Origin of the sequence: Actinoplanes sp. CA-252034, from assembly GCF_050956125.1 — a bacterium.
GTDB lineage: Bacteria > Actinomycetota > Actinomycetes > Mycobacteriales > Micromonosporaceae > Actinoplanes.
This window is the reverse complement of the sequence record NZ_CP191846.1, coordinates 584,430-608,610: the sequence shown is the minus strand read 5'-3', so window position 1 is coordinate 608,610 and position 24,181 is coordinate 584,430. Positions and strand designations below refer to the sequence as shown.

27 protein-coding genes are annotated in these 24,181 nt (G+C 71.6%); 13 read left to right on the top strand and 14 right to left on the bottom strand.

The window, feature by feature from the left end:
- Positions 1 to 104 precede the first annotated feature (104 nt).
- The 6 genes from ACQPZW_RS02810 to ACQPZW_RS02785 are packed head-to-tail and all read left to right on the top strand — an operon-like array spanning position 105 to position 3,726.
- Positions 105 to 959, top strand: a complete 855-nt coding sequence (locus ACQPZW_RS02810) for an MFS transporter (protein ID WP_433793282.1) — start codon at positions 105 to 107, stop codon at positions 957 to 959.
- Positions 899 to 1,360 carry a hypothetical protein gene (locus ACQPZW_RS02805; protein WP_433793281.1) on the top strand — a complete coding sequence of 154 codons (462 nt, stop codon included), beginning with the start codon at positions 899 to 901 and terminating at the stop codon, positions 1,358 to 1,360. Before ACQPZW_RS02810 ends, ACQPZW_RS02805 begins: the two co-directional genes overlap by 61 nt.
- A gap of 48 nt (positions 1,361 to 1,408) precedes the next feature.
- The gene (locus tag ACQPZW_RS02800; protein ID WP_433793280.1) at positions 1,409 to 1,822 is read left to right on the top strand and encodes a DUF1707 SHOCT-like domain-containing protein; all 414 of its coding nucleotides are present in this window, start codon (positions 1,409 to 1,411) and stop codon (positions 1,820 to 1,822) included.
- A gap of 7 nt (positions 1,823 to 1,829) precedes the next feature.
- Positions 1,830 to 2,840, top strand: a complete 1,011-nt coding sequence (locus ACQPZW_RS02795; RefSeq protein ID WP_433793279.1) for an LLM class flavin-dependent oxidoreductase — start codon at positions 1,830 to 1,832, stop codon at positions 2,838 to 2,840.
- Positions 2,837 to 3,046, top strand: a complete 210-nt coding sequence (locus ACQPZW_RS02790; protein ID WP_433793278.1) for a GNAT family N-acetyltransferase — start codon at positions 2,837 to 2,839, stop codon at positions 3,044 to 3,046. Before ACQPZW_RS02795 ends, ACQPZW_RS02790 begins: the two co-directional genes overlap by 4 nt.
- A 14-nt stretch (positions 3,047 to 3,060) precedes the next feature.
- Positions 3,061 to 3,726, top strand: a complete 666-nt coding sequence (locus ACQPZW_RS02785) for an MOSC domain-containing protein (RefSeq protein ID WP_433797402.1) — start codon at positions 3,061 to 3,063, stop codon at positions 3,724 to 3,726.
- An 18-nt stretch (positions 3,727 to 3,744) separates the two neighbouring features.
- Here ACQPZW_RS02785 and ACQPZW_RS02780 read toward each other — a convergent pair whose 3' ends face one another.
- The 8 genes from ACQPZW_RS02780 to ACQPZW_RS02745 are packed head-to-tail and all read right to left on the bottom strand — an operon-like array spanning position 3,745 to position 11,944.
- The gene (locus ACQPZW_RS02780) at positions 3,745 to 5,232 is read right to left on the bottom strand and encodes an NADH-quinone oxidoreductase subunit N (protein WP_433793277.1); all 1,488 of its coding nucleotides are present in this window, start codon (positions 5,230 to 5,232) and stop codon (positions 3,745 to 3,747) included.
- Positions 5,229 to 6,746 carry a complex I subunit 4 family protein gene (locus tag ACQPZW_RS02775; protein ID WP_433793276.1) on the bottom strand — a complete coding sequence of 506 codons (1,518 nt, stop codon included), beginning with the start codon at positions 6,744 to 6,746 and terminating at the stop codon, positions 5,229 to 5,231. Before ACQPZW_RS02775 ends, ACQPZW_RS02780 begins: the two co-directional genes overlap by 4 nt.
- Positions 6,746 to 8,659 (bottom strand): NADH-quinone oxidoreductase subunit 5 family protein, encoded by a 1,914-nt coding sequence (locus tag ACQPZW_RS02770; RefSeq protein ID WP_433793275.1) that lies wholly within the window; start codon positions 8,657 to 8,659, stop codon positions 6,746 to 6,748. The genes ACQPZW_RS02775 and ACQPZW_RS02770 overlap by 1 nt, the downstream gene beginning before the upstream one ends.
- Entirely contained in the window at positions 8,656 to 9,039 is a 384-nt protein-coding gene (locus ACQPZW_RS02765) for an NADH-quinone oxidoreductase subunit NuoK (RefSeq protein WP_433793274.1), read from the bottom strand. The genes ACQPZW_RS02770 and ACQPZW_RS02765 overlap by 4 nt, the downstream gene beginning before the upstream one ends.
- Entirely contained in the window at positions 9,039 to 9,575 is a 537-nt protein-coding gene (locus ACQPZW_RS02760; protein ID WP_433793273.1) for an NADH-quinone oxidoreductase subunit J family protein, read from the bottom strand. The genes ACQPZW_RS02765 and ACQPZW_RS02760 overlap by 1 nt, the downstream gene beginning before the upstream one ends.
- The gene (locus ACQPZW_RS02755) at positions 9,572 to 10,288 is read right to left on the bottom strand and encodes a NuoI/complex I 23 kDa subunit family protein (RefSeq protein WP_433793272.1); all 717 of its coding nucleotides are present in this window, start codon (positions 10,286 to 10,288) and stop codon (positions 9,572 to 9,574) included. Before ACQPZW_RS02755 ends, ACQPZW_RS02760 begins: the two co-directional genes overlap by 4 nt.
- 52 nt (positions 10,289 to 10,340) lie before the next feature.
- A complete protein-coding gene (gene nuoH, locus ACQPZW_RS02750; protein ID WP_433793271.1) occupies positions 10,341 to 11,297 on the bottom strand; it encodes an NADH-quinone oxidoreductase subunit NuoH in 957 nt (318 codons plus the stop codon).
- Positions 11,297 to 11,944: an NADH-quinone oxidoreductase subunit C gene (locus ACQPZW_RS02745; protein WP_433793270.1), complete on the bottom strand. Its 648-nt coding sequence runs from the start codon at positions 11,942 to 11,944 to the stop codon at positions 11,297 to 11,299. The genes nuoH and ACQPZW_RS02745 overlap by 1 nt, the downstream gene beginning before the upstream one ends.
- A gap of 64 nt (positions 11,945 to 12,008) precedes the next feature.
- Between ACQPZW_RS02745 and ACQPZW_RS02740 the strand changes: the two genes are divergently transcribed.
- Positions 12,009 to 12,548, top strand: a complete 540-nt coding sequence (locus ACQPZW_RS02740) for an RNA polymerase sigma factor (protein ID WP_433793269.1) — start codon at positions 12,009 to 12,011, stop codon at positions 12,546 to 12,548.
- Positions 12,545 to 13,558: a hypothetical protein gene (locus tag ACQPZW_RS02735; RefSeq protein WP_433793268.1), complete on the top strand. Its 1,014-nt coding sequence runs from the start codon at positions 12,545 to 12,547 to the stop codon at positions 13,556 to 13,558. The genes ACQPZW_RS02740 and ACQPZW_RS02735 overlap by 4 nt, the downstream gene beginning before the upstream one ends.
- Positions 13,559 to 13,562: 4 nt before the next feature.
- Here the strand turns inward: ACQPZW_RS02735 and ACQPZW_RS02730 are convergent, their stop codons facing one another.
- Positions 13,563 to 14,852 (bottom strand): DUF2252 domain-containing protein, encoded by a 1,290-nt coding sequence (locus tag ACQPZW_RS02730; protein WP_433793267.1) that lies wholly within the window; start codon positions 14,850 to 14,852, stop codon positions 13,563 to 13,565.
- Positions 14,853 to 14,901: 49 nt separating this feature from the next.
- Between ACQPZW_RS02730 and hemC the strand changes: the two genes are divergently transcribed.
- Positions 14,902 to 15,819 (top strand): hydroxymethylbilane synthase, encoded by a 918-nt coding sequence (gene hemC, locus ACQPZW_RS02725; protein WP_433793266.1) that lies wholly within the window; start codon positions 14,902 to 14,904, stop codon positions 15,817 to 15,819.
- A gap of 50 nt (positions 15,820 to 15,869) precedes the next feature.
- Here the strand turns inward: hemC and ACQPZW_RS02720 are convergent, their stop codons facing one another.
- The 3 genes from ACQPZW_RS02720 to ACQPZW_RS02710 all read right to left on the bottom strand — a co-directional run bounded on the left by ACQPZW_RS02720 (position 15,870) and on the right by ACQPZW_RS02710 (position 19,527).
- On the bottom strand, positions 15,870 to 16,397 hold the full coding sequence (locus tag ACQPZW_RS02720; protein WP_433793265.1) for an NADH-quinone oxidoreductase subunit B: 528 nt from the start codon (positions 16,395 to 16,397) through the stop codon (positions 15,870 to 15,872).
- A 222-nt stretch (positions 16,398 to 16,619) separates the two neighbouring features.
- On the bottom strand, positions 16,620 to 18,104 hold the full coding sequence (locus ACQPZW_RS02715; protein ID WP_433793264.1) for a pyridoxal phosphate-dependent decarboxylase family protein: 1,485 nt from the start codon (positions 18,102 to 18,104) through the stop codon (positions 16,620 to 16,622).
- A 10-nt stretch (positions 18,105 to 18,114) separates the two neighbouring features.
- Positions 18,115 to 19,527, bottom strand: a complete 1,413-nt coding sequence (locus tag ACQPZW_RS02710) for an MFS transporter (protein ID WP_433793263.1) — start codon at positions 19,525 to 19,527, stop codon at positions 18,115 to 18,117.
- A 30-nt stretch (positions 19,528 to 19,557) separates the two neighbouring features.
- Between ACQPZW_RS02710 and ACQPZW_RS02705 the strand changes: the two genes are divergently transcribed.
- Entirely contained in the window at positions 19,558 to 20,475 is a 918-nt protein-coding gene (locus ACQPZW_RS02705; RefSeq protein WP_433793262.1) for a gamma-glutamyltransferase, read from the top strand.
- Positions 20,445 to 20,948, top strand: a complete 504-nt coding sequence (locus ACQPZW_RS02700; RefSeq protein ID WP_433793261.1) for a gamma-glutamyltransferase — start codon at positions 20,445 to 20,447, stop codon at positions 20,946 to 20,948. Before ACQPZW_RS02705 ends, ACQPZW_RS02700 begins: the two co-directional genes overlap by 31 nt.
- Before the next feature lie 9 nt (positions 20,949 to 20,957).
- On the opposite strand, the gene ACQPZW_RS02695 is transcribed toward ACQPZW_RS02700, so the two are convergent.
- Positions 20,958 to 21,881 carry an NAD-dependent epimerase/dehydratase family protein gene (locus ACQPZW_RS02695; protein ID WP_433793260.1) on the bottom strand — a complete coding sequence of 308 codons (924 nt, stop codon included), beginning with the start codon at positions 21,879 to 21,881 and terminating at the stop codon, positions 20,958 to 20,960.
- 122 nt (positions 21,882 to 22,003) lie between these two features.
- On the opposite strand from ACQPZW_RS02695, the gene ACQPZW_RS02690 reads away from it, so the two are divergent.
- Positions 22,004 to 22,687 carry a TetR/AcrR family transcriptional regulator gene (locus tag ACQPZW_RS02690; RefSeq protein ID WP_433797400.1) on the top strand — a complete coding sequence of 228 codons (684 nt, stop codon included), beginning with the start codon at positions 22,004 to 22,006 and terminating at the stop codon, positions 22,685 to 22,687.
- Here ACQPZW_RS02690 and ACQPZW_RS02685 read toward each other — a convergent pair.
- Positions 22,677 to 22,988 carry an MGMT family protein gene (locus tag ACQPZW_RS02685; protein WP_433793259.1) on the bottom strand — a complete coding sequence of 104 codons (312 nt, stop codon included), beginning with the start codon at positions 22,986 to 22,988 and terminating at the stop codon, positions 22,677 to 22,679. The two genes, ACQPZW_RS02690 and ACQPZW_RS02685, sit on opposite strands and share 11 nt — an antisense overlap.
- Before the next feature lie 62 nt (positions 22,989 to 23,050).
- Here ACQPZW_RS02685 and proB point away from each other — a divergent pair, with 62 nt between their 5' ends.
- Positions 23,051 to 24,163, top strand: coding sequence for a glutamate 5-kinase (gene proB / locus ACQPZW_RS02680; RefSeq protein WP_433793258.1), 1,113 nt, complete (start codon positions 23,051 to 23,053; stop codon positions 24,161 to 24,163).
- Positions 24,164 to 24,181 lie beyond the last annotated feature (18 nt).

Here is a 24,181-nt window from a genome sequence, read left to right as displayed (position 1 = left end):
CTGCTCATATAGGCGCTGCCATAAACCGGATGAGTCCACAGGCTGCCGACGTTAGCCTCGAAGAGCGTTTCGCTCGTTACCGTTCGGCAGCCCGGAGGACCCCCGTGACCGCATTGCGGCAATATCTCGGCGTGTGGCGGCTGCCGGGGGCGAAGGTTCTGCTGGTCGTCGGGATCCTGGCCCGTCTGGGCATCGGCATGACTCCGCTGGCCCTTCTGCTGCTGGTGGAGCAGACGACCGGGCGCTATGCGGCGGCCGGTCTGGCCGGGGGTGTCTACGCGCTGGCCGGCGCGGCGCTGAGCCCGATCGCGGGCCGGCTCGCCGACCGCATCGGCGCCGGACCGATCCTGCTGGCGACGGCGATCCTGCACCCGCTGGCCCTGGCGGCCCTGCTGCTGGCGAGCCGCGGCGGCGTCGAGGACCTGGCGTGGATCTTCGTGGCGTCGGCGGCGGCCGGTGCCACCTACCCGCCGTCGACCGCGGCGATCCGTCGCGCGTGGACGGACATGACCGCTCCGGGCACCGGCCGGCACGAGCTGCGGTCGGCCGCGATCGCCGCCGAGACGTCCCTGTTCGAGTTGGTGTTCGTGCTCGGCCCGATGCTGGTCGCGGCGTTCCTGGTGGCCACGGCCGAGCCGGCGGCGGCGCTGATCTGCGCCGGTGTCGTCACGCTCGCCGGTACGACATGGGTGGCCCGGCTGCCGGTGATGCGGCACCGCGGCGCGCACGATCCGGCGGCGGCGGCGAAGGGTCTGGGCCCTCTGCGGGCGGGTGGCTTCCCGCCGCTGCTGCTGTGTGTCACCGCGCTCGGCACGGCGTTCGGTGCGGCCGGCGTGATCGTTCCGGCCTACGCGTCTCAGCACGGGGCGGCGAGGCTCTGGGCGGCATGCTGCTCGGCGTGTGGGGGATCGGCAGCGCGATCGGCGGCATCTGGTTCGGCACCCGTCGCCCGGCGATGACGCTGTCCCGGCAGTTCGCCTGGCTGCTGGCCGCGGTGTCGGCGAGCTTCCTGGTGCTGGCGTTCATGCCGAGCCCGCTCTGGCTGGGAGCGGCCCTTGTGCTCGGTGGCGCGACGATCGCGCCCGCGCTGACCGTGGAGAACAGTCTGGTCGGGCGGCTCGCCCCGGCAGGCATGCTGAACGAGGCGTACACCTGGATGGTGACCGTGTCGGTGAGCGGCAGCGCGGCCGGTGGTGCCCTGGCCGGGGTGATCGTCGACCAGCCGGGCGGGCTGCCCTGGGCGTTCGCCTTCGCGGCGGTGGTGTTGCTGCTGGCCGCGGCGGTCGCCGCCGTCCCGGAGGGCTCGATGGCCCGCGCGGACCGGCACGCCGGCGAGCGCCTCGCCACGGACCTCGTCTGAGCGGTCGCCGCGATAGCCTGACCCGGGAGCGGGCGACGAGGGGGCGGTATGTCCAAAGAGGTCGAAGGCATGCGGGCGGCGGATGCGGACCGTCAGCGGATCGCCGACCGGCTGAAGTTCGCGCTCGATGAGGGCCGTCTGTCGTTGCATGAGTATGACGAGCGCATCGGTGTGGCGTACGCCGCCCGTACCCACGCCGAGTTGCTCGTCCTCGTGAAGGATCTGCCCCGCCCCGGGCGCGGCGCCGCCGACGGGACCCGTCGTCTGCCGACCGCTCTCATCGTGCTCTGGACGATCTTCGGCGCCCTCGCCGCGGTGAATGTCGTCGCCTATGCCCTGGTCGCCGTGTCGGTCGAGGGTGGCGTCTACCCGTGGCCGGTCTGGCTGCTGGTGCCCGGTGTCGCGCTCGGCGCGGTGACCGTGGGCGTGCAGACGATCCGTAAACAGAACCGGAGAGATTGAGTTCCGCATGACCGCACCGAAACGCGTTCCGCTCTCCGTGCTCGACCTGGCCACCGTCAGCGAGGGCCGGACCAGCGCCGATGCTCTGCGCGGCACCATCGAGATCGCCGTGGCCGCCGATCAGCTGGGCTTCTCCCGGTTCTGGGTGGCCGAGCACCACAACATGCCGGCCGTCGCGTCGACGTCGCCGCCGGTGCTGATCGGCGCGGTCGCGGCGCACACCCGTGACATCCGGGTCGGCTCCGGCGGGGTGATGCTGCCGAACCACATGCCGTTCGTGGTGGCCGAGCAGTTCGCCCTGCTGGAGGCGCTCTATCCGGGTCGCGTCGACCTGGGCGTCGGCCGTGCTCCGGGCACCGATCAGGTGACCGCGGCCGCGTTGCGGGGCGTCTCGCCCTACCTGACGGTCGAGCAGTTCCCCGAGCACATGAAGACGCTGCTCGGCCTGCTCGGCGACGAGCGGGTGCCGGCCGGCCGGCTGTCCGCGACCCCGGCCGCCGAGTCGTTCCCCGAGGTGTGGATCCTCGGCTCGTCGACCTACGGCGCTCAGCTCGCGGCCGTGCTGGGCCTGCCGTTCTGTTTCGCCTACCACTTCGCGCGAAACTCCGATGTGGACGGCGCGTTGCGTCTCTATCGGGACGGCTACCAGCCGTCACCCCGGTACCCGTTGCCGTGGGTGATGGTCAGCGCCTCGGTCCTGGCCGCCGAGACGACCGAGGAGGCGCATTTCCTGGCCGGTCCGAGCCGGGTGATGGCGCTCAGCCTGCGGACCGGCCGGCTCGGTCCGATGGTGTCGCCGGAGACCGCGGCCCAGCGGCAGCTGTCCGATTCCGATCGTGTGGCGCTGGAGTCGCTGCCCGGTACCCAGTTCACCGGCACGGCCGAGGAGGTCGTGGCCGCCCTGGAGGACCTGGCCGATCGCACCGGTGCCGACGAGCTCATGCTGGCAGGCGCCGTTCACGATCCGGCGACCAGGATCGACGGTCTGGCCCGCATCGCGAAGGCGTGGTCCCGATGACGTGGCACCTCACGTCCGACGTCTCGGCTTTCGCCGAGAACGCCGGGTCCCGTCCGGCGACTGCCGCGACCCGTAATGCGCTGGACGCCGGCGCGTCCGACGTGGTCCTCTTCACCGACCTGGCGAATCCGACCAGCAACGCCCTGTACCCCCGGCTGGGCTACCGGCCGATCGAAGACCGAGCGGTGGTGGATTTCTCCCGATGACCCTTTCCTCCGGCGTGGGCCGTCTCGTCTCCCTCAACGTGGGCCGCTCCGAGCCGAACCCGGCGAAGGGCACCGGCGTCACCGGCATCGGCAAGCGCGCCGTGGACCAGCCGGTGACCGTCCGCCGCCCCGGCCCGAAGACGACCGGTCTGCACAGTGGCGTGGTCGGCGACTTCATCGGCGACGTCAAACACCACGGCGGCGACGACCAGGCGGTGTACGCGTACTCCGTCGAGGACTACGCCTGGTGGTCGGCCGAGCTGGGCCGTGACCTGGCGCCCGGCCTGTTCGGGGAGAACCTGACGACCGAGGGCCTGGACCTCTACAACGCCGTCATCGGCGACCGCTGGCAGGTCGGTGACCGGGTTGTCCTGGAGACCACCTTCGGCCGCATCCCGTGCGCCACGTTCCAGCACCGGATGGCCGAGCCCCGGTGGATCAGACGTTTCGCCGCCTCCAATCGCACCGGCGCCTATCTCCGCATCCTTCAGGAGGGCGAGATCGTGCCGGGCGCCCGTATCGAGGTGGTCGAGCGTCCCGGGCACGGGTTGACGATCGCCGAGGCGTTCGACATCTACATGCACAACCCGCAGCACCTGTCCCGCCTGCTGGTCGCCGAAGCTCTCCCGCAACAGATGCGCGCCGACATCGAGAACCGGCTCGCCCACCACCGTGGCTGATACCGGCCCGCGTGGGGGCTAGGTGAGGGCGTTCAGGAGTAGCTGAGGGGCAAAGCCGAGGACCACGGCGACCACGGTCGCGGCGGTCAGGGCAGCCGCGATCGGGGTGGCCACCCGGTGGCGGGGGTGGGTGGCGTCGTACAACAGCCCGGGGTCGGCGACGTGGATGCCGGGGTGGTCGTGGACCGTGTAGAGCAGAGCCGACACCCGGACGTAGTAGGCCAGGGCGATCACCGCGTTGACCACCACCACGGCGGCCAGCCAGATCCAGCCCTCGGCCACCAGGGACTCGACCACCGACATCTTCGCGAACAGGCCGGCCAGGCCCGGTGGCAGACCGGCCAGACCGGCCATCGCCAGGACGAACGCGGCGCCCAGCCACGGGTGGCGGCGGGCGGCGCCCCGGAAGTCCTCCAGGGTGCCACCGTCGGCTTCGGACTGCTCCGCGGTCGGGATCAGGGTCACCGGCGGGCGCAGGGCCACGACCACACCGAAGGCGATCAGCTCGAGGACCACGAAGAAGGCGGCGTAGGCGAGGGCGGCCGGAACTCCCGGAGCGCCCATGGCCAGGGCGGCCAGGATGTAACCGGCCTGGGCCACCGAGGACCAGGCGAGCAGGCGGACCATCCGGGTCTGGCGGAGGGCCACCAGGTTGCCGACGGTCATGGTGAGCACCGCCAGGGCGGACGTCACGGCACCCGCGTCCAGGCGGGCGGCCACGGCGGCCAGGGCCACGACACCGCCCAGCTTGGAGGCGGTGGAGAGGTACGCGGCGATCGGGACGGGGGCACCGTCGTAGGTGGCGGGGGCCCAGGCGTGCAGGGGCACGGCGGCGACCTTGAAGGCCAGGCCGATCACGAGCAGGGCGGCGCCGACTCCGGCCAGCGCGGCGAACGGGGTGGCGGCCGGGCCCAGCAGAGCCAGGTGGACCGTGCCGGTGGCGGCGTAGTTGAGGGCGATGCCGAGCAGGGCGATCGCCGTCGAGATGACGCTGATCAGGAAGAACGTGACCGAGGCGGCGGCCGGGCGGGCGCTCGGGCGCTCGGCGGGGGCGTAGCGGCGCAGGCCCACGAGAACGTACAGCGGGAGGGTCAGGGTCTCCAGGCCGACGATCAGGGTGAGCAGGTCACCGGCGTAGGCGACGGTGACACCGCCGGTCATCGAGCAGGCCAGCAGGAAGCAATACTCGCCGACGGGCGCGGCGCCGATGCGCAGGGTGGGCGCCGCGAAGGCCAGGACTCCGGCGGTCAGGGCGGCGAAGAGCGCGGCGGTCACGGCGGCCGGCCGGGTCGGGACCCAGGAGCAGCCGCCCGGGACGCAGAACGTCGGGTCCCACGGGCCGACGGCGAGCGCGCAGACGGCGGTGGCGATCGCGCCGAGGACCGTCACGCCGAGGATCACCGGCCGCCGTCCGGTGAACAGGTCGGCGAGCAGGGCCAGGACCGCGGTGGCGGCGGCGACGTAGAGCGGCAGCAGCGCGACGTGGTCGACGGTCTGGCTTCTCATGGGCGGACTCCCAGCAGGGTGGTCAGCGGCATGGCGGTGTCGGACAGGACCAGGGCAGGGGCGATGCCGACGGCCAGGGTCAGCAGGATCAGCGGGGACCAGGCCAGCCATTCGCGTCCGCTGATGGCGGGGCTCAGGGCGCGTACCTCCGGGGTGGCCGGGCCGTGGGTGACCTGGCGCAGCAGGCGCAGGAAGTAGGCGGCCGTCAGGGCGCCGCCGGCCGCGGCGATCACGGCGAGGGTCAGCCAGAGCGGGCCGCCCCGGTCGACGGCGGCGATCACGGCGAACGCCTCACCCCAGAAGCCGGCCAGGCCGGGCAGGCCCAGGGACGCGATGGCGGCGAAGCCGAGGAGCGCGGCCAGGCGCGGGGCGGTCTCGCGGAGGCCGCTCAGCTGGTTGAGGGAGCCGGTGCCGGACCGGTCCTTGATCGTGCCGACGAGGAAGAACAGCAGGCCGGTGATCAGGCCGTGCGCGACGTTGCCGAGGAGGGCGGCCTGGATGCCGGCCACCGACAGGGTGGCGATCCCCAGCAGCACGAAACCCATGTGACCGACGCTGGAGTACGCGATCAGGCGTTTCAGCTCGGTCTGGCGCAGACAGATCAGGGCGCCCACGATGATCGCGACGACGGCCAGGACACCCAGCACCGGCGAGGCCCAGGCGGCGCCGTCGGGGGCGACTCCCACGCCGACACGGATCAGGCCGTACGTGCCCATCTTCAGCAGCACCCCGGCCAGGATCACCGAGCCGACCGTCGGGGCCTCGGTGTGCGCGTCGGGCAGCCAGGTGTGCAGTGGCCAGAGCGGGGCCTTCACCGCGAACGCGACGGCCAGCAGGGCGAACGCCGCGTACTGGGTGGTGCGGTCGAGGTGCGGGGAGCCGGTCAGCAGGATCAGGTCACCGGTGCCCGCCTTCGTGACGACGAGAAGGACACCGAGCAGCAGCAGGACCGATCCGGCGAGGGTGTAGAGGACGAACTTGCGGGCCGCGGCACGGCGGTTCGGGCCGCCCCAGCCGGCGATCACCGCGTACATCGGCAGGAGCACGACCTCGAAGAACAGGAAGAACAGGATCAGGTCCAGGGCCAGGAACGTGCCGAGCACACCCACTTCGAGGACCAGGAGAAGAGCGGCAAGACCCTTCTTCGGCGTGTACGCACAGCAAAGCAGCGTGAGCAACCCGGTGAGCACGATCAGCGGGTAGGACACCCCGTCGACACCGAGGTGGAACTCCAGCCCGAGCGTCGGCACCCACGGCAGATCCAGGTCGATCCAGGGCACCAGCGGCAGGTTGTCCCCCGGCCCGTACGCGAACCAGCCGAAGTCGTTCGGCCGGACCAGGGCCGGCAGCACCGAGAGCACGAACGTGACAGCGGCGAAGGCGACCGCGGCGATCCGGGATCGTGCGGCCGGGAGCAGCGCGACCACGATAGCCCCGAGGGCGGGCACCACCAGAAGCGCGATGAGCAGCACCTGCTGGGCGGTCCAGGCCGGTTCGATGTAGTCGCGGTACATCAGGCTCCCCACCACGCGATCGCGCCGAGCAACAGGGCCGCGGCGCAGACCGCGACCGCGGCGGCAGGCAGTGGCAGGCGGTGTGCCTCCTTGAGCGCGTCACCGGCGCGGGAAGTGCCGGTTCCGGCGCCCATGACGGCGGCGTCGACGATCCGGGTGTCGCCGGTGGTGGCCCAGCGGGCGAGCACCTGGGCCGGGCGGACCACGAGCCGGTGCTGGACGTCGTCGAGGCGGAACCCGGCGGCCAGGAACGGTCTCGCCCGGCCGAGAGCGTCGGCCGGGTCGACGCCGGGAACCGCCCACCACAGCCACCACGCGGTGCCGGCGCCGGTGGCGAGCAGCAGCATCGGCAGGGCGACGGCCACGCCCAGGTGCGGGTCGTCGAGCTCGAGGGCGGTCCGGAAGCCGGGGGCGAAGGCGGCCAGCCCGAGCACGGCGGCCGGGATCGCGAGCAGGATCAGGGGCCAGCGCATCGGCGCCGGCGGGTCGTGTGGGCTGTCCGGGACCTGGTAGCGAGCGTCGTCGAAGCCGACCTCCCAGGCCGGGCCGTGCCGGCCGTGGGCACGGGACGGGCCGAAGAAGGCGCGCAGGAACAGCCGGGTCGCATACCAGGCGGTCACGCCGACCGACAGCAGCGCAGCCAGCCAGACCAGCCAGGCGGCCCAGGCCGGTGCGGTCTCACCGCCCTCGGTGGCGTGGGCGGCCGCGGTCAGCACGTTCTCCTTGGACCAGAAACCGGACAGCGGCGGCAGACCGGCGAGCGCGCCCAGACCGATCGCGAACGACCAGAACGTCACCGGCATGTACGGGCGCAGGCCGCCCATCCGGGACAGCAGGTTCGTGCCGACCGCGTGGATCACCGCGCCCGCCGCGAGGAACAGCAGCGCCTTGAACGCGGCGTGGGTGAGCAGGTGGAACAGGGCGGCGGCGGGCGAGCCGACGGCCAGGGCGCCGGTCATGTAGCCGATCTGCGAGACCGTCGACCAGGCCAGGACCCGTTTCAGGTCGTCCTGGGCGGTCGCCGACAGCGCCCCGATCACGATGGTGATCGCGGCCATCACGGCGAGCGTCGCGAGCGCGGCCGGCGACCGCGCGTAGAGCGGGTAGAGCCGGAACACCACGTAGACACCGGCCGCGACCATGGTGGCCGCGTGGATCAGCGCGGAGATCGGGGTGGGGCCGGCCATCGCGTCCGGCAGCCAGGTGTGCAGCGGGAACTGGGCGCTCTTGCCGGCCACCCCGGCCAGGATCAGCAGCAGCGCGGCGGTCAGCGTGCCGGGCGAGTAGTCGTGGGCGAGCACGTCGGGCAGGTAGGTGCTCTTCGCGTCGGTGACCAGGACGGCGATGCCGAGCAGGAAGCCGATGTCGCCGATCCGGGTGACCAGGAACGCCTTCACCGCGGCGGCGGGCGCCTCCGGCAGCCGCCGATCATGACCGATCAGCAGGTAGGAGCAGGCGCCCATCACCTCCCAGCCGATCAGCATCAGGACCAGGTCGCTGCCGGCGACGACCAGGAGCATCGCGCCGGTGAAGAGGCTGACCTGAGCGGCGTACGGCGCGTAGCGTCTGTCGTCGTGCAGGTAGGTGATCGAGTAGATCTGCACGGACAGGGCGACCACGGTGACGGCCAGCGCCACGTAGGCGGCCGCCGCGTCGACGAGGGTGCTGAACCGCACCTCCAGGTCACCGATCACGGCCAGCGTGAGACCGGTGTCCCACCCGTCGGACGGCTGCGCCGGCTCCAGGACCAGGCGCAACGCGAGCAGCAGGGCGACCGCGGCGCCGGTGACACCGATTCCGGCGGCGAGACGGCGACGGTTCCGGCCACCGTCGCCCGGGGGCAGGGCCAGACCGATCAGACCCACCAGCAGGGGTACGAGCGGAAGCAGCGGCCCGGCAACGTCGACGCTCACCCGGCCACCCGTTCCTCGTCCGCGTCCAGCCGCACGTCGTCGACCACGACCGCCTTACGCATCCGGTAGTACTGCAGGATGATCGCCAGGCCGACGCCCACCTCGGCGGCGGCGAGCACGATCACGAACAGCGCCAGCACGCCACCCGTGCCGGTGTCGGCGGCGGGCACACCCGAGCCGGGCCGGGCCCACGACTCGATCACCACGCCGGTCAGCCCCGGGCGCAGCGACACGTCGGCGGTGATCAGGATCAGGTTGACCGCGTTCAGCATCAGCTCGACGGCCATCAGGACGAGGATCGCGTTGCGCCGTCGCAGGACGCCGTAGACGCCCAGGCCGAACAGCAGCGCGCCGACCACGTAGGGGATGACGACGTGCATCAGGCCTCCCGCTCGTGCTCGGTGACGGTCACCGCGGACCGGGCGCCGATGTCCGGACGGGACAGCACGATCGCGCCGACCAGGGCGGACAGCAGCAGGATCGAGAGCACCTCGAAGGGCAGCACCCAGCCGCCGAAGATCTGCTCGCCGACCCGTTCGGCGGTCCCCGGCTGCGGGGCGGCGTAGAGCGTCCAGCGGAAGGCGTCGGCGAACAGAGCGGCCAGGCCCAGTCCGGCGCCACCGCCGATCAGGACGGCCGGGAGAGCCGGACGGTCCAGGTCGGTGGAGGGGCCGATCGGGGCCCGGGTCAGCATCACCGCGAACAGCAGCAGCACCACCACCGCGCCCACGTAGACCAGGATCTGCACCCAGGCGACCAGCTCGGCGCCGAGGACCAGGTAGAGGCCGGCGATCGCGCCGAGGCTGATCACCAGGTAGAGGCCGGAGCGGACCAGGTGGGCGCTGGTCACCACGAGGAAGCCCGCGCCCACGGCCACCGCACCGAGCGCCAATAGGAGCACGTCGGCGACGGTCACTGATCCGCCTCCGGCTCGGGCCCTTGCGGCTTCGGTGCTTCCGGCTTCGCCTCCGGCTCGGGTGCCTCTACCGAGGGTCGTGGTTCGGCCGGGCGGGTCTGCGCGGGCGGGGCGGCCGGAGGTGCGGTTGTCCGGGGTGTAGCGCGTACCGCTGCGGGTCTTGCCGTCTTCGCGGCGGTGGCCGCGCCCGGACCGGCTGCCTTGCGTGCCGCGGTGGCCTCCTCCTTGGAAGGCTCGCCGAGGACGTCGTGCGCGGGCGGCGGAGGCACCGTGCGCATCCACTCGCCCAGCCGGGTCTTGTCGTGCAGCAGGGACAGGACGTCGGTCTCGGCATACTCGAACTCGGGCGTCCAGTGCAGCGCGTCGAACGGGCAGACCTCGATGCAGATGCCGCAGTACATGCAGAGGGAGAAGTCGATGTCGAACCGGTCCAGCACGTTGCGCTGGCGGGGCCGCGCGGCGCCCGGGACGACGACCTCCTCCTTGTGCGAGTCGATGTAGATGCACCAGTCGGGGCACTCACGGGCGCAGAGCATGCAGACCGTGCAGTTCTCCTCGGACAGCGCGATCACGCCGCGGGAGCGTGGTGGCAGGTCGGGCTGCACATCCGGGTACTGCTGGGTGCCGGCTCGCCGCGTCATTGTCTTCAGCGTTACGGCGAGCCCGTCGAGCAGGCCCTTGCCGGGCACGTTGCGCTCACCGTTCTCACTCACAAGGGACCATCCTGCCCGCTCGGCTCTCCCGACGCGACCTTGCCCCCGCGTTTCAGAGCAGCGACTTGACGGCCACGGTGAGGACCAGCTGGCCCAGGGCGACCGGGACCAGGACCAGCCAGCAGAGGCGTTGAAGCTGGTCCTCGCGCATGCGGGGGTACGTGACCCGCAGCCAGATGATCACGAAGGACAGGGCGCCGATCTTCAGGAACGTCCAGAGCCAGCCGAGCTGATCCTCCATCGGGCCGTGCCAGCCGCCGAGGAACAGGACCGTGGTCAGGGCGGCGATCACCACGATGCCGACATACTCGGCGAGCAGGAAGAACGCGAACCGCAAGCCCGTGTACTCCGTCATGTAGCCGAAGACCAGCTCGGAGTCGGCGATCGGCATGTCGAACGGCGGGCGGCGGATCTCGGCCAGTCCCGCGATGAAGAAGACCAGGGCGGCCGGAGCCTGCCAGATCAGCCACCACGGCTGCCACGCCTCGACGATGCCGGGCAGGCTCAGCGTGCCGGCCGCCATCGCGACGCTCGCCGCGGAAAGGACCAGCGGAAGCTCGTAACCCAGCAGCTGGGCGGCGCCGCGGACACCACCGAGCAGGCTGTACTTGTTGGCCGACGACCACGCCGACATCAGCACCGCGACCACGCCGATGCCGAGCACCGCCAGGACCAGGAACAGGCCGATGTCCAGGCTCTGCGCCACCAGGCCGGGGCCGATCGGGATGGTCATGACGACCACCAGATAGGGGAAGAGGGCCACGATCGGGGCCAGCCGGAACACCGTCCGGTCGGCGTCACGTGGGGTGATGTCCTCCTTCTGGACGAACTTCACCCCGTCGGCGATCAGCTGCGCCCAGCCGTGGAAGGCGCCCGCATACATCGGGCCGACCCGCCCCTGCATGTGCGCCATCACCTTGTGCTCGGCCTGCCCCACGATCAGCGGCAGAACCAGGAACCCGGCCATCACGGCGACGACCCGGATCAGGAGGTCGAGCCAGAGCGGCATCACTCCGCCCTCCGCGGGGCACGCCGCTCCGGGACCGCCGGCGCCTGGCCCTTGAGCGGACCCCAGTCGTTCGGGTCCGGGACGCCGGGCGGGCGCATCGGGGCGCGTTTGGTCGCGCCGCCCTCCGACTCCCCCGGCTCCTTCGCGCCCGGCCACGGTTTGGCCACCCGGGCCGCCAGCACGAACTCCTTGCGCAGCGGATGCCCCTCGAACTCCGGTGGCAGCAACAGCGGGCGCAGGTCGGGATGGCGGGCGAACGTGATGCCGAACATCTCGAACGTCTCCCGCTCGTGCCAGGCGGCGCCCGGGTAGAGGTCCACCAGCGACTCCACCTCCGGGTCCTCGCGCGACACCCGGGTGCGCAGCAGCAGTCCGTGCTTACGGCGGGTCGACCAGAGGTGCGCCACCACCGAGAAGCCGCCGTCCAGCTCGTCCACCGCGGAGAGCCAGTCGAAGAAGTCACAGCCCAGAGCACCCGCGTCACGGGCCGCCTCGGCCGCGAACCACCAGCGGGCGGCCGGCACGTCGACCACCGCGCGGGCGTGGCCGGGACCGCCGCCGGAGACCTCCGACGTGACCGTGCCCTTCTCGGGATCGTCGGTCGCCAGCAGGTGGACCAGGCGTTCACCGACCTCTTCGGGCGTCATGCAGGCCATCCTATGATCCGGGGCCGGGATGCAACGTTCCGCCGGGCGACCGCGTGTAGTCCTCGTGACCCCCAGATCCGCGCTGGAGACACCCATCCGGGCCGATGCCGATCCACCCAGCTTCGACGACGTGTACGCCGCCGCGTACACCGACCTCGCCGTGCAGCTGTACGCGTACTTCGGTGATCGTCAGGAGGCGCAGGACGTGGCCCAGGAGGCGTTCTGCCGCGCCCTGGCCCGGTGGAACACCATCGCGCGGTACGACGACCCGGTCGCCTGGATCCGCAGGGTCGCCTGGAACCTGGCCGTCAGCCGGTGGCGCCGGGCCCGTACCGCGATGAACTTCCTGCGCAGGCAGCGGCCGGACGAACCGCGGACCGAAGGGCCGGGACCGGAACGGGTCGCCCTGATCGCCGCGCTCGGCACCCTGCCGCCCGCCCAGCGCCGGGCCGTCGTGCTGCACTACCTGGCCGATCTGCCGGTCGCCGAGATCGCCCTGCGGGAACGCGTCACCGAGGTGACGATCCGCTCGCACCTCCACCGCGGGCGGGCCGCGCTCGCCGCCCAGCTCAAGCTCTCCGAGCCGCACGGGAGCGCATCATGACCGCCGGGAAGCCGGACGACCTCGTCACGCTCTTCACGCGCTTCCGCACGGAGGAGGTCAGGCAGGTCCTCCCACCGGGGACCGCCGCGGCCCGGCGAACCGTTCGCCGCCGGCGCGTCACCACCGCCGTCTCCACCGCCGCGGCGATCCTGGCGATCGCCGGAGGCAGCGCCGTCCTGCTGAGTGACCGGTCCCGGCCGGAACCGCCGCCGCCCGCCGCCTCGGCGCCGTCGAGCCCCGAGGCCCGGGCGACGGCCGCGCTCGGAAAGCTCGTCGCCGACGACGCCGGGCTGCCCGGAATCGACGTGAGATCCCCGGTCGTGGACGGTTTCCAGCACACCGAGCGGGTCTACGCGACGCCGGTGCAGGTCACCGCCGCGTGCATCGGAACCGGGACGATCACCCTGGCCGTGACCGGGAAGGACGCCGAACTGAGCCGCATGCTGGTGCCGTGCGGCGCGGAGCCGGTTCCGGTCCGTAGAGACGTCGACCTGAACGGGCCCGACCTGGTGTTCCGGCTGGCCGACATCCGGTCGGCCGCGCAATCCGGATTCGCATTCCGGATCACCGCGGCGCCCGGCTCGCCACACGCCCCGGGCACGGTCGCGGACGACGACCTCGCGGTGCTCGTGGGGCTCGTCGGCGGAGCCGGAGTCCGCGAGGGCGGCACGATGCCGCTGACGGAGCCCGGCGAGAGGTTCCGCCCGAACGGCTCCTACGCCAAGGCGAGGCACCCGGCGAAGCCGGCCACCCTCACTCTGATCTGCCGGGCCGCCGCCGGCGAGCTCACCCTGCAGTTCCGGCGGACGGCGACCACCCCGGACCCGGACGAGAGCGCCGGTCCCACCGGGAAGCTCCTGGCCGAGCACACCGTTCCGTGTGCGGCGAAACCGGCGGCCGAGGAGTTCCTCATCAGAGAGTCCCTGACCACGAACATCGCCACCTGGTACCGCTACGACGCACCGGCCGGCCAGGAGGCCGAATGGGCCTACTCGGTGTCCTTCCGCTGAGGTGTCACAGGCCGGGGAGGCGGCCGTTGCGGAACACGTCGACGAAGTCCTGGTGGTCCTCGCGGGCCTGGTCACCGTACTTGTGCGCGAACTCGACCAGGTGCTGCACGAAGCCGGGCTCGTCCTTGTCGACGACCGCGACGATCGCCTCCTCGGTGGAGAAGTCGACCAGGTCGTGGCTGGACTCGTCGTCGGCGACCGAGTGCATGCGGGCCACCGCACGGCCCAGGTCGGCGATCACCCCGGACAACTCCTCCGGCTCGTTCACATCCGACCATTCGAGATCCGCGGCGTACGGGGAGACCTCCGCCACCAACTGCCCCACCCCGTTCAGCTCGGTGAACCCGAGCCACGGGTCGGCGTGCGCCTGCAGGGCACGCTGCGATTCGGCCGTACGGTGGCCCTGATGCTCGAAGTAGCCCTTGACCCGCTCGTCGTCGATCCAGCGGGCCACGGCCGGGACCTGCGCCTGCTTCATGTAGATCACGACGTCGTTCTCCAGGGCCTCGGTGTGCCCCTCCAGCAGCAGGTTGTACGACGGCAGCCCGGCCGACCCGATGCCGACGCCCTTGCGCAGCTTGATGTCCTTGATGTGCAGGGAGATCGGCCGCGACGTCTGTGGCAGCGTGTCCAGGTAGCGGTCGAACGCCTCCCGTACCGCCGCATGGGTCTCCGCGTCGACGTCGTAGACGCCGTCGCCGACCGAGAACCGGCGATCGTAGTCGTCGATCGTGGTCTGCTCGCTCAGCAGATCGACCCGGGTGTTCAGCCGCGCCTCCTGCAGCACCCGGCGCAGCACACCCGTCGCGTTCTCCAGGGTGATCGAGCCGATCGCGTCGTCACCACCATGCGCGATCGCTCGCAACTCGGTCAGATAGGACTTGGCGAACGCGGTCACCAGCGCCGAGATGCTGTCGTCGGAGAGCGCCTTCGAGTACCCGATAAGGGCGACGCTCGCCGAGAACCTCTTCAGATCCCAGCTGTACGGCCCGACATACGCCTCGTCGAAGTCGTTGACGTTGAAGACCAGGCGACCGGACGAGTTCATGTACGTCCCGAAGTTCTCCGCATGCAGGTCACCGTGGATCCACACCCGGCTGGTGCGCTCGTCGAGGAAGCTGTCGTCGCGGAAGTCGCCGCTCAGGTCGGCGTAGAAGAGCGAGGCGCTGCCCCGGTAGAAGGCGAACGGCGACGCCGCCATCTTCCGGAACTTGCGACGGAACGCGGCCGGGTCGAGCGCCATCAGCTCGCCGAACTCGCGGGTCAGTACGTCGATGATGAAGTCGGCCCTCATGACGGTCACGGTACTCAGCCCGAAGCGGCCGGGTACTACTCTTTCCGCTATGTCCGCTTCACGCCTGCTGCGTATCGGAACCCGCTCCTCCCCCATGGCCCTCGCCCAGGTCGAGCGTGTCCGGAGGATGCTCGCCGACCGGCGGCCCGAGGTGACCGTCGAGGTCGTCCCCCTCAGCACCAGCGGCGATCGATGGCAGGGCGCGCTGTCCGAGCTGGGCGGCAAGGGCGCGTTCACCAAGGAGGTCGACCAGGCGCTCCTCGACGGACGGGCCGACATCGCCGTGCACTGCGTCAAGGACGTGCCCGGCGACCGGCCCGCCCCCGCCGGGACCGTGTTCGCCGCCTACCTGACCCGCGACGACGTGCGGGACTGCCTCGTCGACCCGGCCGGGCGCAGCATCGACGACCTGCCCGCCGGAACCCGGGTCGGCACGTCGGCGGTCCGCCGGATCGCCCAGCTCGCCCTGCACTGGCCACACCTCACCGCGGTGCCGATCCGCGGCAACGCCAACTCCCGGCTGGCACGACTCGACACCGGGGAGTACGACGTACTGCTCCTCGCCGTCGCCGGACTGCACCGCATCGGCATGCCGTCACGTGTCGGGCACACGATCGACGTCGACACGTTCGTGCCCGCCGTCGGAAGCGGAACGCTGGTGCTGCAGTGCCGTCACGACGACGAGGCGGCGCTGGAGATCGCGGAGGTGCTCGCCGACCCCCGGACCGGCCGGGAGACCGAGGCGGAGCGCACCATGCTGCACATCCTGCAGGGCAGTTGCAGCTCCCCGATCGGCGGCTACGCGCGCACCGAGCCGGACGGGCGGATCAGTCTGCGGGCCCGGGTGATCAGCCTGGACGGCAAGACGGTGCTGGACGCGCACGAGTGGGCGGCCGATCCGGTCGTGCTGGGCACGTCGGTCGCCGCTTCGCTCCTGCGCCAGGGCGCCCGGGAGATCCTCGGCTAGGTGGCCTTCGAGCCCGCGCGTTGTCGGCCCGCTCGCCGTTCCTCGTGGGGTTACTTCGTCGGCGGTTTCACCAGGGGCGCGGTCAAGGCCAGCGGGTCGGGGCGGTACACGCCGCCCAGGCCGGACTGCTCGGCGGCGATCTTCTCCTGGAGGCGCAGGATGCCGTGGAGCAGCGCCTCCGGCCGGGGCGGGCAGCCGGGCACGTAGACGTCCACCGGAATGATCTGGTCGACGCCCTTGGTGACCGAATACGAATCCCAGTAGGGCCCGCCGCAGTTGGAGCAGGAGCCGAACGAGATCACATACTTCGGCTCCGGCATCTGGTCGTAGAGCCGCTTGATCGCCGGCGCCATCTTGTCGGTGACCGTGCCCGACACGACCATGAGATCGGCCTGACGTGGCCCGTGCGCGAACGGGATCACCCCGAGCCGCATGAAGTCATGCCGAGCCATGCTGGACGCGATGAACTCGATGGCACAGCACGCCAGCCCGAAATTGAACACCCAGAGGGAGTAGCGGCGCCCCCAGTTCAGCACGAAGCGGATGGGTTCCCCGAGCACTCCTGGCAGACCGGCCATCCGGTCAACCTAACGCATCCGGCTACGGCCGGCTCAGTGTCATAGGCGTGCGAGCCGCCCCGTCATAGGCGTGCGAGCACCTATAGCACCCCGGCCGGGAAGTTCGGCCCCTCGACGTAGTAGCGAGCCCGGCCATCAGCGCGGGACCCCGACAGATTTGGAGCCGTAAGGACGGCGACCTGCGGATCCGTCCCGCCGGTGACGTAGAGCGCCACTGGCCGGTCACCTTGTCACCGGGGTGGGGCGCTGGAGGAGACTCAGGAAGCCGGTCAGCAGCGCCTCCCGGAGGGCCGGCGGGGCGGCGTTCAGGATCGTGTTGACCGTTGCCATCTGCGTGAAGTCGCCGGCACCCAGGCCCAGGCCCTCGGCCAGGGAGGCGATCAGCTCCGGCGTGACCGACTCGGGGGTCAGGGGTGGCAGCGGTGGCAGCTGGATCGGGCCGCGGGCACGGGCTGCGGCGACCGCCTCGGCCAGGTCGGGGGCGAACGACGCGGCGGTGGCGTGGACGGCTGCGGTCACCGTCAGGTGGATGGTCGGCGGGTGGTCGGCGTGGGCCATCTGGGGCTGTGTGTGCCAGCCGCGGGCGGCCAGCTCGTCGGCCAGGACGAAGAGGTCGACGCCGTCGGAGGCCAGACAGACGACTGTGGTCTCGGTGGGGGCGTAGAGCCGCACGCCCTCGGTGGCCTCGACCGCGGCGGCCAGGACGGTGACCGACTCGCGGGTCTTCGCGGCGAGCGCCAGATAGCCGGTGTCGCCGATCGAGCGCAGCGTGGCGTAGGCGGCGGCGATCGGGCCGCCCGAGCGGGTGGACGAGATCACCGGGTTGATCATGGTGTAGCCGGGCCAGTCGGCGTGCGCGAAATACTGCGGGCGGCGCAGCTCCTCGGAGGCGTGCAGGAGGATCGAGACGCCCTTCGGGGCGTAGGCGTACTTGTGCAGGTCGACGGAGATGCTGGTTACACCCGGCACGGAGAGATCGAAATCGGGCAGATCGCGACCGGGCACGGCGACACCGGGCACAGCGGCACCGGGCAGGTCGCCGACGGGCAGGTCGGGCCCGAGGCGACGCAGGTAGGGCAGGATCCAGCCGCCGAAGCAGGCGTCGACGTGGAACCGCACCCCGTGCTCGGCGGCGATCGCGGCGATCTCCGGGATGGGGTCGACGACGCCGTGGGCGTAGCTCGGTGCGGACGCCGCGATCAGCACCGTGTCCGCGGTGATCGCCGCGGCCGTCGCCCGTGGATCGGCCCTCAACCCCGACAGTGGCACGACGTCGAGCTCGACCCGCAGGTAGTGGGCCGCCTTGGCGAACGCGGCGTGCGCGCTGGCCGGGACGACCAGCCGGGGCGACCGGATGTCGGGGCGGGCGTCGCGGGCCGCTTTCACCGCCAGGATCAGGGACTCGGTGCCGCCGCTGGTGACGCTGCCGACCGTCGCGGGACCGCCGCCGAGAAGTCGCGCGGCTGCGGCGACCAGCGCGTTCTCCATCGCCAGCAGGGATGGGAAGGCGGTCGGGTCGAGCCCGTTGACGTGCGCGGATGTGGCGTGGGCGGCGTGGGCCAGCTCGTCCAGGCCGTCGAGGGCAGGGTCGTAGACGTAGGCGAACAGACGCCCGCCGTGGGTGGGTAGGTCACCGGCCCGCAGCTCTCGCAGCTCGGCCAGGATCTGCTCGCCCGGGACACCCTTCTCCGGCAGCGCATCAGTCATGGCGGTGACGCTATCCCCTCTCCGGCGTCACACCCTCGGTTGTCCACAGCGGCGACTTGTCCACAGGGCCACCGACGCCCTCCGCCCGATCGTCGTAACGTCGCAGCAGCACCACGGCGGCACCCACCAGCAGAGCCGGCAGGACCGTGAAACCGAGCAGCACGCCGAGGCGAGCCGACCCACTCTGAGCAGCCGATTCACCGGTTGCCGAGGAGACGTAGCCGAAGATCTGGAGGACTGATGCGTAGATGCCGGGCCCGAGCGCCAGACCGAGGGTCTCCCCCGCTGTCCACAGGCCGGTGAAGACGCCGGCCTGGCGGCGGCCGGTGCGTGCGGTGTCGTGGGCGATGCAGTCCGGGAGCATCGCCAGGGCGAAGACCTGCTGACCGGCATATCCGGCGCCGACCACGGCGACGAGCAGATAGACGGCGACCGCGGGCAGGGCGGGTGCGGCGACGAGCGCCAGCGCGGCCAGGGCGAAGAGCAGGGAGGCGGCGATCAGTGAGCGGAGTTTGCCGTGCCGGCGGCCGACCGTGGTCCACAGCGGCATCACCAGCAGGGCGGGGCCCACGAAAGCGGCGAACAGGAAGGTCGCGCCGGACTCCTGGGCGAGGACGTGATCGGCGAAGTATTTGACGCCGGCCAGCATGGTGCCGATGCCGGCGGCCTGGACGATCCAGCAGATCAACAGGGCACGGAAGGGGGCGTTGCCGTTGGCCACGCGCAGTTGGGCTCGGAGGCTCGGCTCGGATTCTCCGGCTTGGCGGGTGGGGGCTTCACGCGTACCGAGGAAGGTGGCGAGCGTGCCCACGACGATGAGCGCGCCGACGAAAGCGCCGGACCACCGGTGTCCTTCGCGGCCGCCGCCGGTGAGTTCGACGACGAGTGGCGCCAGGGCGCCGGAGACGAGGATCGCGAGCGCCAGGACCGCGACCCGCCACGTCATCAGGCGGGTGCGCTCGGCGTAGCCGTCGGTGAGCTCGGCGGGCATCGCGACGTAGGGCACCTGGAAGAAGGCGAACGCGGTGGCGGCGGCGAGGAAGGCCACGGCGACGTACGCGCCGGAGGCGGCGCCGCCCGGGAAGGGGGCCATGAAGATCGCGGCGAACAGGAGGCCGAGCAGCAGTCCGGCGATCAGCAGGAACGGGCGGCGCGAGCCCCGGCGGTCGGAGATCCGGCCGGCGACCGGATTGACGACGACATCCCATGCCTTCGGTAGGAGAACAAGCAATCCGGACACGCCGGCGGCGACACCAAGGGTGTCGGTCAGATAAGGCAGAAGAAGCAAACCGGGCACTGTGCCGAAGGCGCCCGTGACCAGCGAGCCAAGCGCATATCCAGCCAAAACACCGCGGGGCAGGACACTCGTCGGAGGTACCACGGGAGGGGACCGGCGGTCGTCATCGAAGCGCATCGTAACCATGATCGGCCTGCTCCGCCTACGCTCGGCCGCATGAAAAGCGTTGCGGCCGGCGTCGCCGCCAGTCATCCGGCGACCGCCCGCGCCGGGCTGCGAATCCTCGAGTCCGGGGGCACCGCGGCCGACGCGGCGGTGGCTGCTGTGCTCGCCTGTTGTGTCGCCGAGACGGTCTACACGGGGCTCGGCGGCGGCGGGTTCGCCACCTTCTACGACGCGCGGACCCGTGAGGTCACCTGCCTCGACTTCTTCGTCGCGGTGCCGGGTCTGGACGGTGATCGGGACGCGTCGGCGATGGTGTCGGTGGACGTGTTCTTCGGCGGGCTGGCACAGATCTACTCGATCGGCGGGGCCAGTGTGGCCGTGCCCGGGGTGCCGGCCGGGCTCGGTGAGGTGCACCGGCGCTGGGGACGGCTGCCATGGCCCGAGGTGGTGGCGCCGGCAGCCGGGCTCGCCCGGACCGGGGTCCTTCTGCCGGACGCGCATGCGCGGACGCTGGAATCGTGTGCGCCTGCGCTCGCCTACGGCGAGGGCGCCGCGTGGTATCAGCCGGGTGGGCGGCTGCTGCAGGGCGACGAGCTGCTGTATCACCCGGGGCTGGCCACGACGATGGACGTGCTCGCCAGCGACGGGCCGGAGATCTTCTACACCGGGGGTACGGGAAGCTGCTCGTCGACACGGTACGGGCGGCAGGCGGGACGATCGGGCCGGTCGACCTGGCCGCGTACCGGGTCGAGTCGGTTCCGGTGGAGCAGGCGCCACTCGCCGGGTATCGGGTGCACGCTCGGCACGATCTCAACCGGACCGTGGACACGATCGGAGCGCTGCCCACTGATCTGTCGCGGCCCGCCCGTGCGCCGGGGGTGGCGTCGGCCCTGGTCAACCGGGGTCAGCAGCGGCTCGGGGACACCACGAACGTCTCCGTGGTGGACGAGGCGGGCAACGCGTGCGTGATCACCACGACGCTCGGGCTGGGCGCCGGGGTTTGGCTGCCGGGGCTCGGCATCAACCTGAACTCGATGCTCGGTGAGGGCGAGCTGCTCACCGAGAACCTGGTGCCCGGGGAGCGGATGTCGTCCTACATGTGCCCGCTCGTGGTGACGGGGCCGGACGGGGACCTCGCCGTGGCGGCGGGTTCGGCCGGGGCCTCCCGGATCCGGACCGCTCTGGTCGACACGCTGCTCGGGGTGCTGGTCGACGGGCTCAGCGTGCCGGAGGCGATCGCCCGGCCACGGTTTCACGCGGTGGAGGGCACCGTGCATGTGGAGGCCGGGTATCCCGCCGCCGAGCTGGCCGAACTGGCGGGCGAGGGCTGGCAGATCGTCGAGTGGCCGGAGAACAACCACTACTTCGGCGGTGTCACCGCCGTGGGCCGGACCGGCGCGGCCGGCGACCCACGACGCGGCGGCGTGGGACTGCTGCTGTAACGGATGACGTCACATGGTTCGGGCGGCGGTTGCCTCGGCGGATGCCGCTGTCTCGCGCAACGCGACCTCGAGCGGGGTGGCGGTCAGTCCGAAGGTGCGCTCGGTCACGGACGAGTCGAGGACGAACGGCGCGTAGAACTGGTAGTCCATCTCGGCCATCTCGCGGGCCATCGGGACGACCAGGCCGGCCGTGCGCATCACGAAGCGGGGCATGCTGCGGACCTTGAGCTGCGGCTGGCCGGTCAGGGCGCAGTATCGGGCGGCCAGCTCGCGGATGGAGATCGCGGGTGCGGACGGCACGTGCCAGGCGCGGCCCCAGGCCCGGTCGTCGCGGGCCAGCTCGACCAGGGTGCGGGCCATGTCGCCGGTGTAGGTGAAGGTGTGCGGGGCGTCCATGTCGGCCGGCCCGAAGGCGGTGCGGCCCTTGGCGATGGCCGGCAGCAGGACGCTGGAGAAGATCCCGACCGAGCCGGCGCCCAGGTAGTCGGAGGCACGGGCCTCGATCGTGCGGACGCCGCTGTCCAGAGCGTCCTGCCACATCCGGTTGCGGATGCGGCCCTTGCGGCCGGTCGCGCCCAGCGGGGTGCTCTCGGTCATCAGGCCGCCGGGCTGGGGGCCGTAGCCGTACAGGTTGCCGGTGATCGCGTAGACGGCGCCGGCTGACTTGGCCGCGGCGATCATCGCGTTGTTCATCGGGAGCCACTTCTCGGCCCACTCGGTGTATTTCGGGTTCGCGCAGTTGTAGACGACCTCGGCGTCCTGGGCGAGCTCGGTGAGCCGGCGTGCGTCGGACGCGTCGGCGGCGGTCCGCTCGATGAGCTGATGCTCGGGGCCGCTGCCGCTGCGCGTGACGATGCGGACGCGCTCGCCCCGCTCGGCGAGCAGGGTGGCGATGGTGGAGCCGATGGGGCCGGAGCCGATGACGAGGTGCATGGTGAACTCCTTGCTCGCTTTTGTGAGCACCGCTCTCTAACAAGAGCAACGATCGCACATGATGGAGCGAAGATGCAAGAGCAGTGCTCTCTTTGTGGCACACTGACCTGATGAGCGAGAAGGTGACGGCGACCAACCTGCGGGCCAGGGTCCGGGCCGAGATGACCGACGAGATCAAGACGGTGGCACGGCGGCACCTGGCCACCGACGGGGCGAATCTGTCGTTACGGGCCGTCGCCCGGGACCTCGGCATGGCCTCGTCCGCGGTCTACCGGTACTTCACCAGCCGGGACGAGCTGCTCACGGCCTTGATCATCGACGCGTACGGCGCGGTCGCCGACGCCGCCGAGCAGGCCGCCGCGGAGCGGGACAAGCCACTGGACAAGTGGCTGGCGATCGGGCACGCGGCACGCGACTGGGCGCTGGCGAACCCGCACGAGTGGGCGCTGATCTACGGCAGCCCGGTGCCCGGCTATGCGGCGCCGCGGGACACGGTCGAACCGGCGACCCGGGTCATGCTGCTGCTCGGCGTGACGCTGGCCGACGCGCACCGCTCCCACGAGGTCACCGTCCGGCCGCCGCTCACCGGCCGTTTCGCTGAGGAGCTCGCCGCCGTCGCCGCCGCCTACCTGCCGGATCTCGGCGCGCGGGTCATCGCCGACACCATCGCGGCGTTCTTCCAGATCTGCGGCGCCATCAGTTTCGAGCTCTTCGGACAGCTCAACAACACGATCGAGGAGGACCGGAAGGGCTTCTTCGACTACCAGCTCAGGGCCGCGGCGAACCTGGCCGGACTCACCGGTTAGAGGGCATCCAGCCCGCGCCCGCCATCAGCACCCGGTCACCGCGCATCGGCACGCCCTCGGCCAGGAGCAACGCCTTCGCCCGTGCCTCGTGACCGGGTGGCAGCCGGCCGCCGCTGCCGCACACCCGGTGCCAGGGGACGCCACCGCCGTGCAACGCCATGATCCGGCCCACCTGCCGGGGCGAGTTTCGGCCGGACCGGTCGGCCAGCGCGTCGGCGATCGCGCCGTACGACATCACCCGCCCCGCCGGGATGCTCTCCACCAGCGCCAGAACCTCTTCGACGTACTCCTGCGGTGTCACAACCCGCCACGATATGGGATCTGACAGCGGTCGACGCGGCCCGGCCGAGCACAATGGGCCTGGTGCGGGAAGTGGTGACCGGTGCGCGCCGGATCGTGGTCAAGGTGGGGTCGTCCTCGCTGACCACCGCGACGGGCGGCATCGACGAGCAACGGATCGACACCCTCGTCGACGTGCTGGGCTCGCTGGCGACCGGCGGCCGTGAGGTGGTGCTGGTGTCCAGCGGTGCGATCGCCGCCGGGCTGGCCCCGCTCCAGTTGCGCCGGCGACCACGTGACCTGGCCACCCAGCAGGCCGCCGCGTCGGTCGGCCAGGGCCTGCTGATCGCGCGGTATACGGCCGGTTTCGCCCGTCACGGGCTCACGGTCGGTCAGGTGCTGCTCACCGTCGACGACGTCACCCGGCGGGCGCACTATCGCAACGCGTACCGGACGCTGCGCAAACTGCTCGACCTGGGCGCGCTGCCGATCGTCAACGAGAACGACACGGTCGCCACCGAGGAGATCCGGTTCGGCGACAACGACCGGCTCGCCGCGCTGGTCGCCGCCCTGGCCGACGCCGAGCTGCTGGTCCTGCTCTCCGATGTGGACGCGCTCTACACCGGCGACCCGGCCGACCCGGCGTCCCGTCGGATCCCCCTGGTCCGTGACGACAGCGATCTCGAGGGGATCGCCGTCGGCTCGGCCGGCAAGTCCGGCGTCGGCACCGGCGGCATGGTCACCAAGGTCGAGGCGGCCCGGATAGCGACCGGGTTCGGCATCCCGGTGGTGCTCACCGCGGCGCCGCTGGCCGGTCAGGCGCTCGCCGGTGAGGAGGTCGGCACCCTTTTCGAGGCGGCCGACCATCGGCCGGCCGCGCGGCTCTTCTGGCTGGCCCACGCGACCGCGCCACGCGGGCGGCTGCATCTCGACGAGGGCGCGGTCGCGGCGGTCGTGGCGCGGCGCAAATCGCTGCTGCCTGCCGGCATCACCGCGGTCGACGGTTCGTTCGCCGCCGGCGATCCGGTGGATCTGGTCGATGCCGGATCTGGTACGCCCGTAGCGCGCGGCTTGGTCAACTATGACGCGGTCGAGCTGCCGGCGCTTCTCGGGCGGTCCACCGGAGAGTTGGCCGCGGCACTCGGGCCGGGATATGAACGAGAGGTCGTCCACCGTGACGATCTGGTGCTGCTGTAGTCGTACCCCCACAAAGGT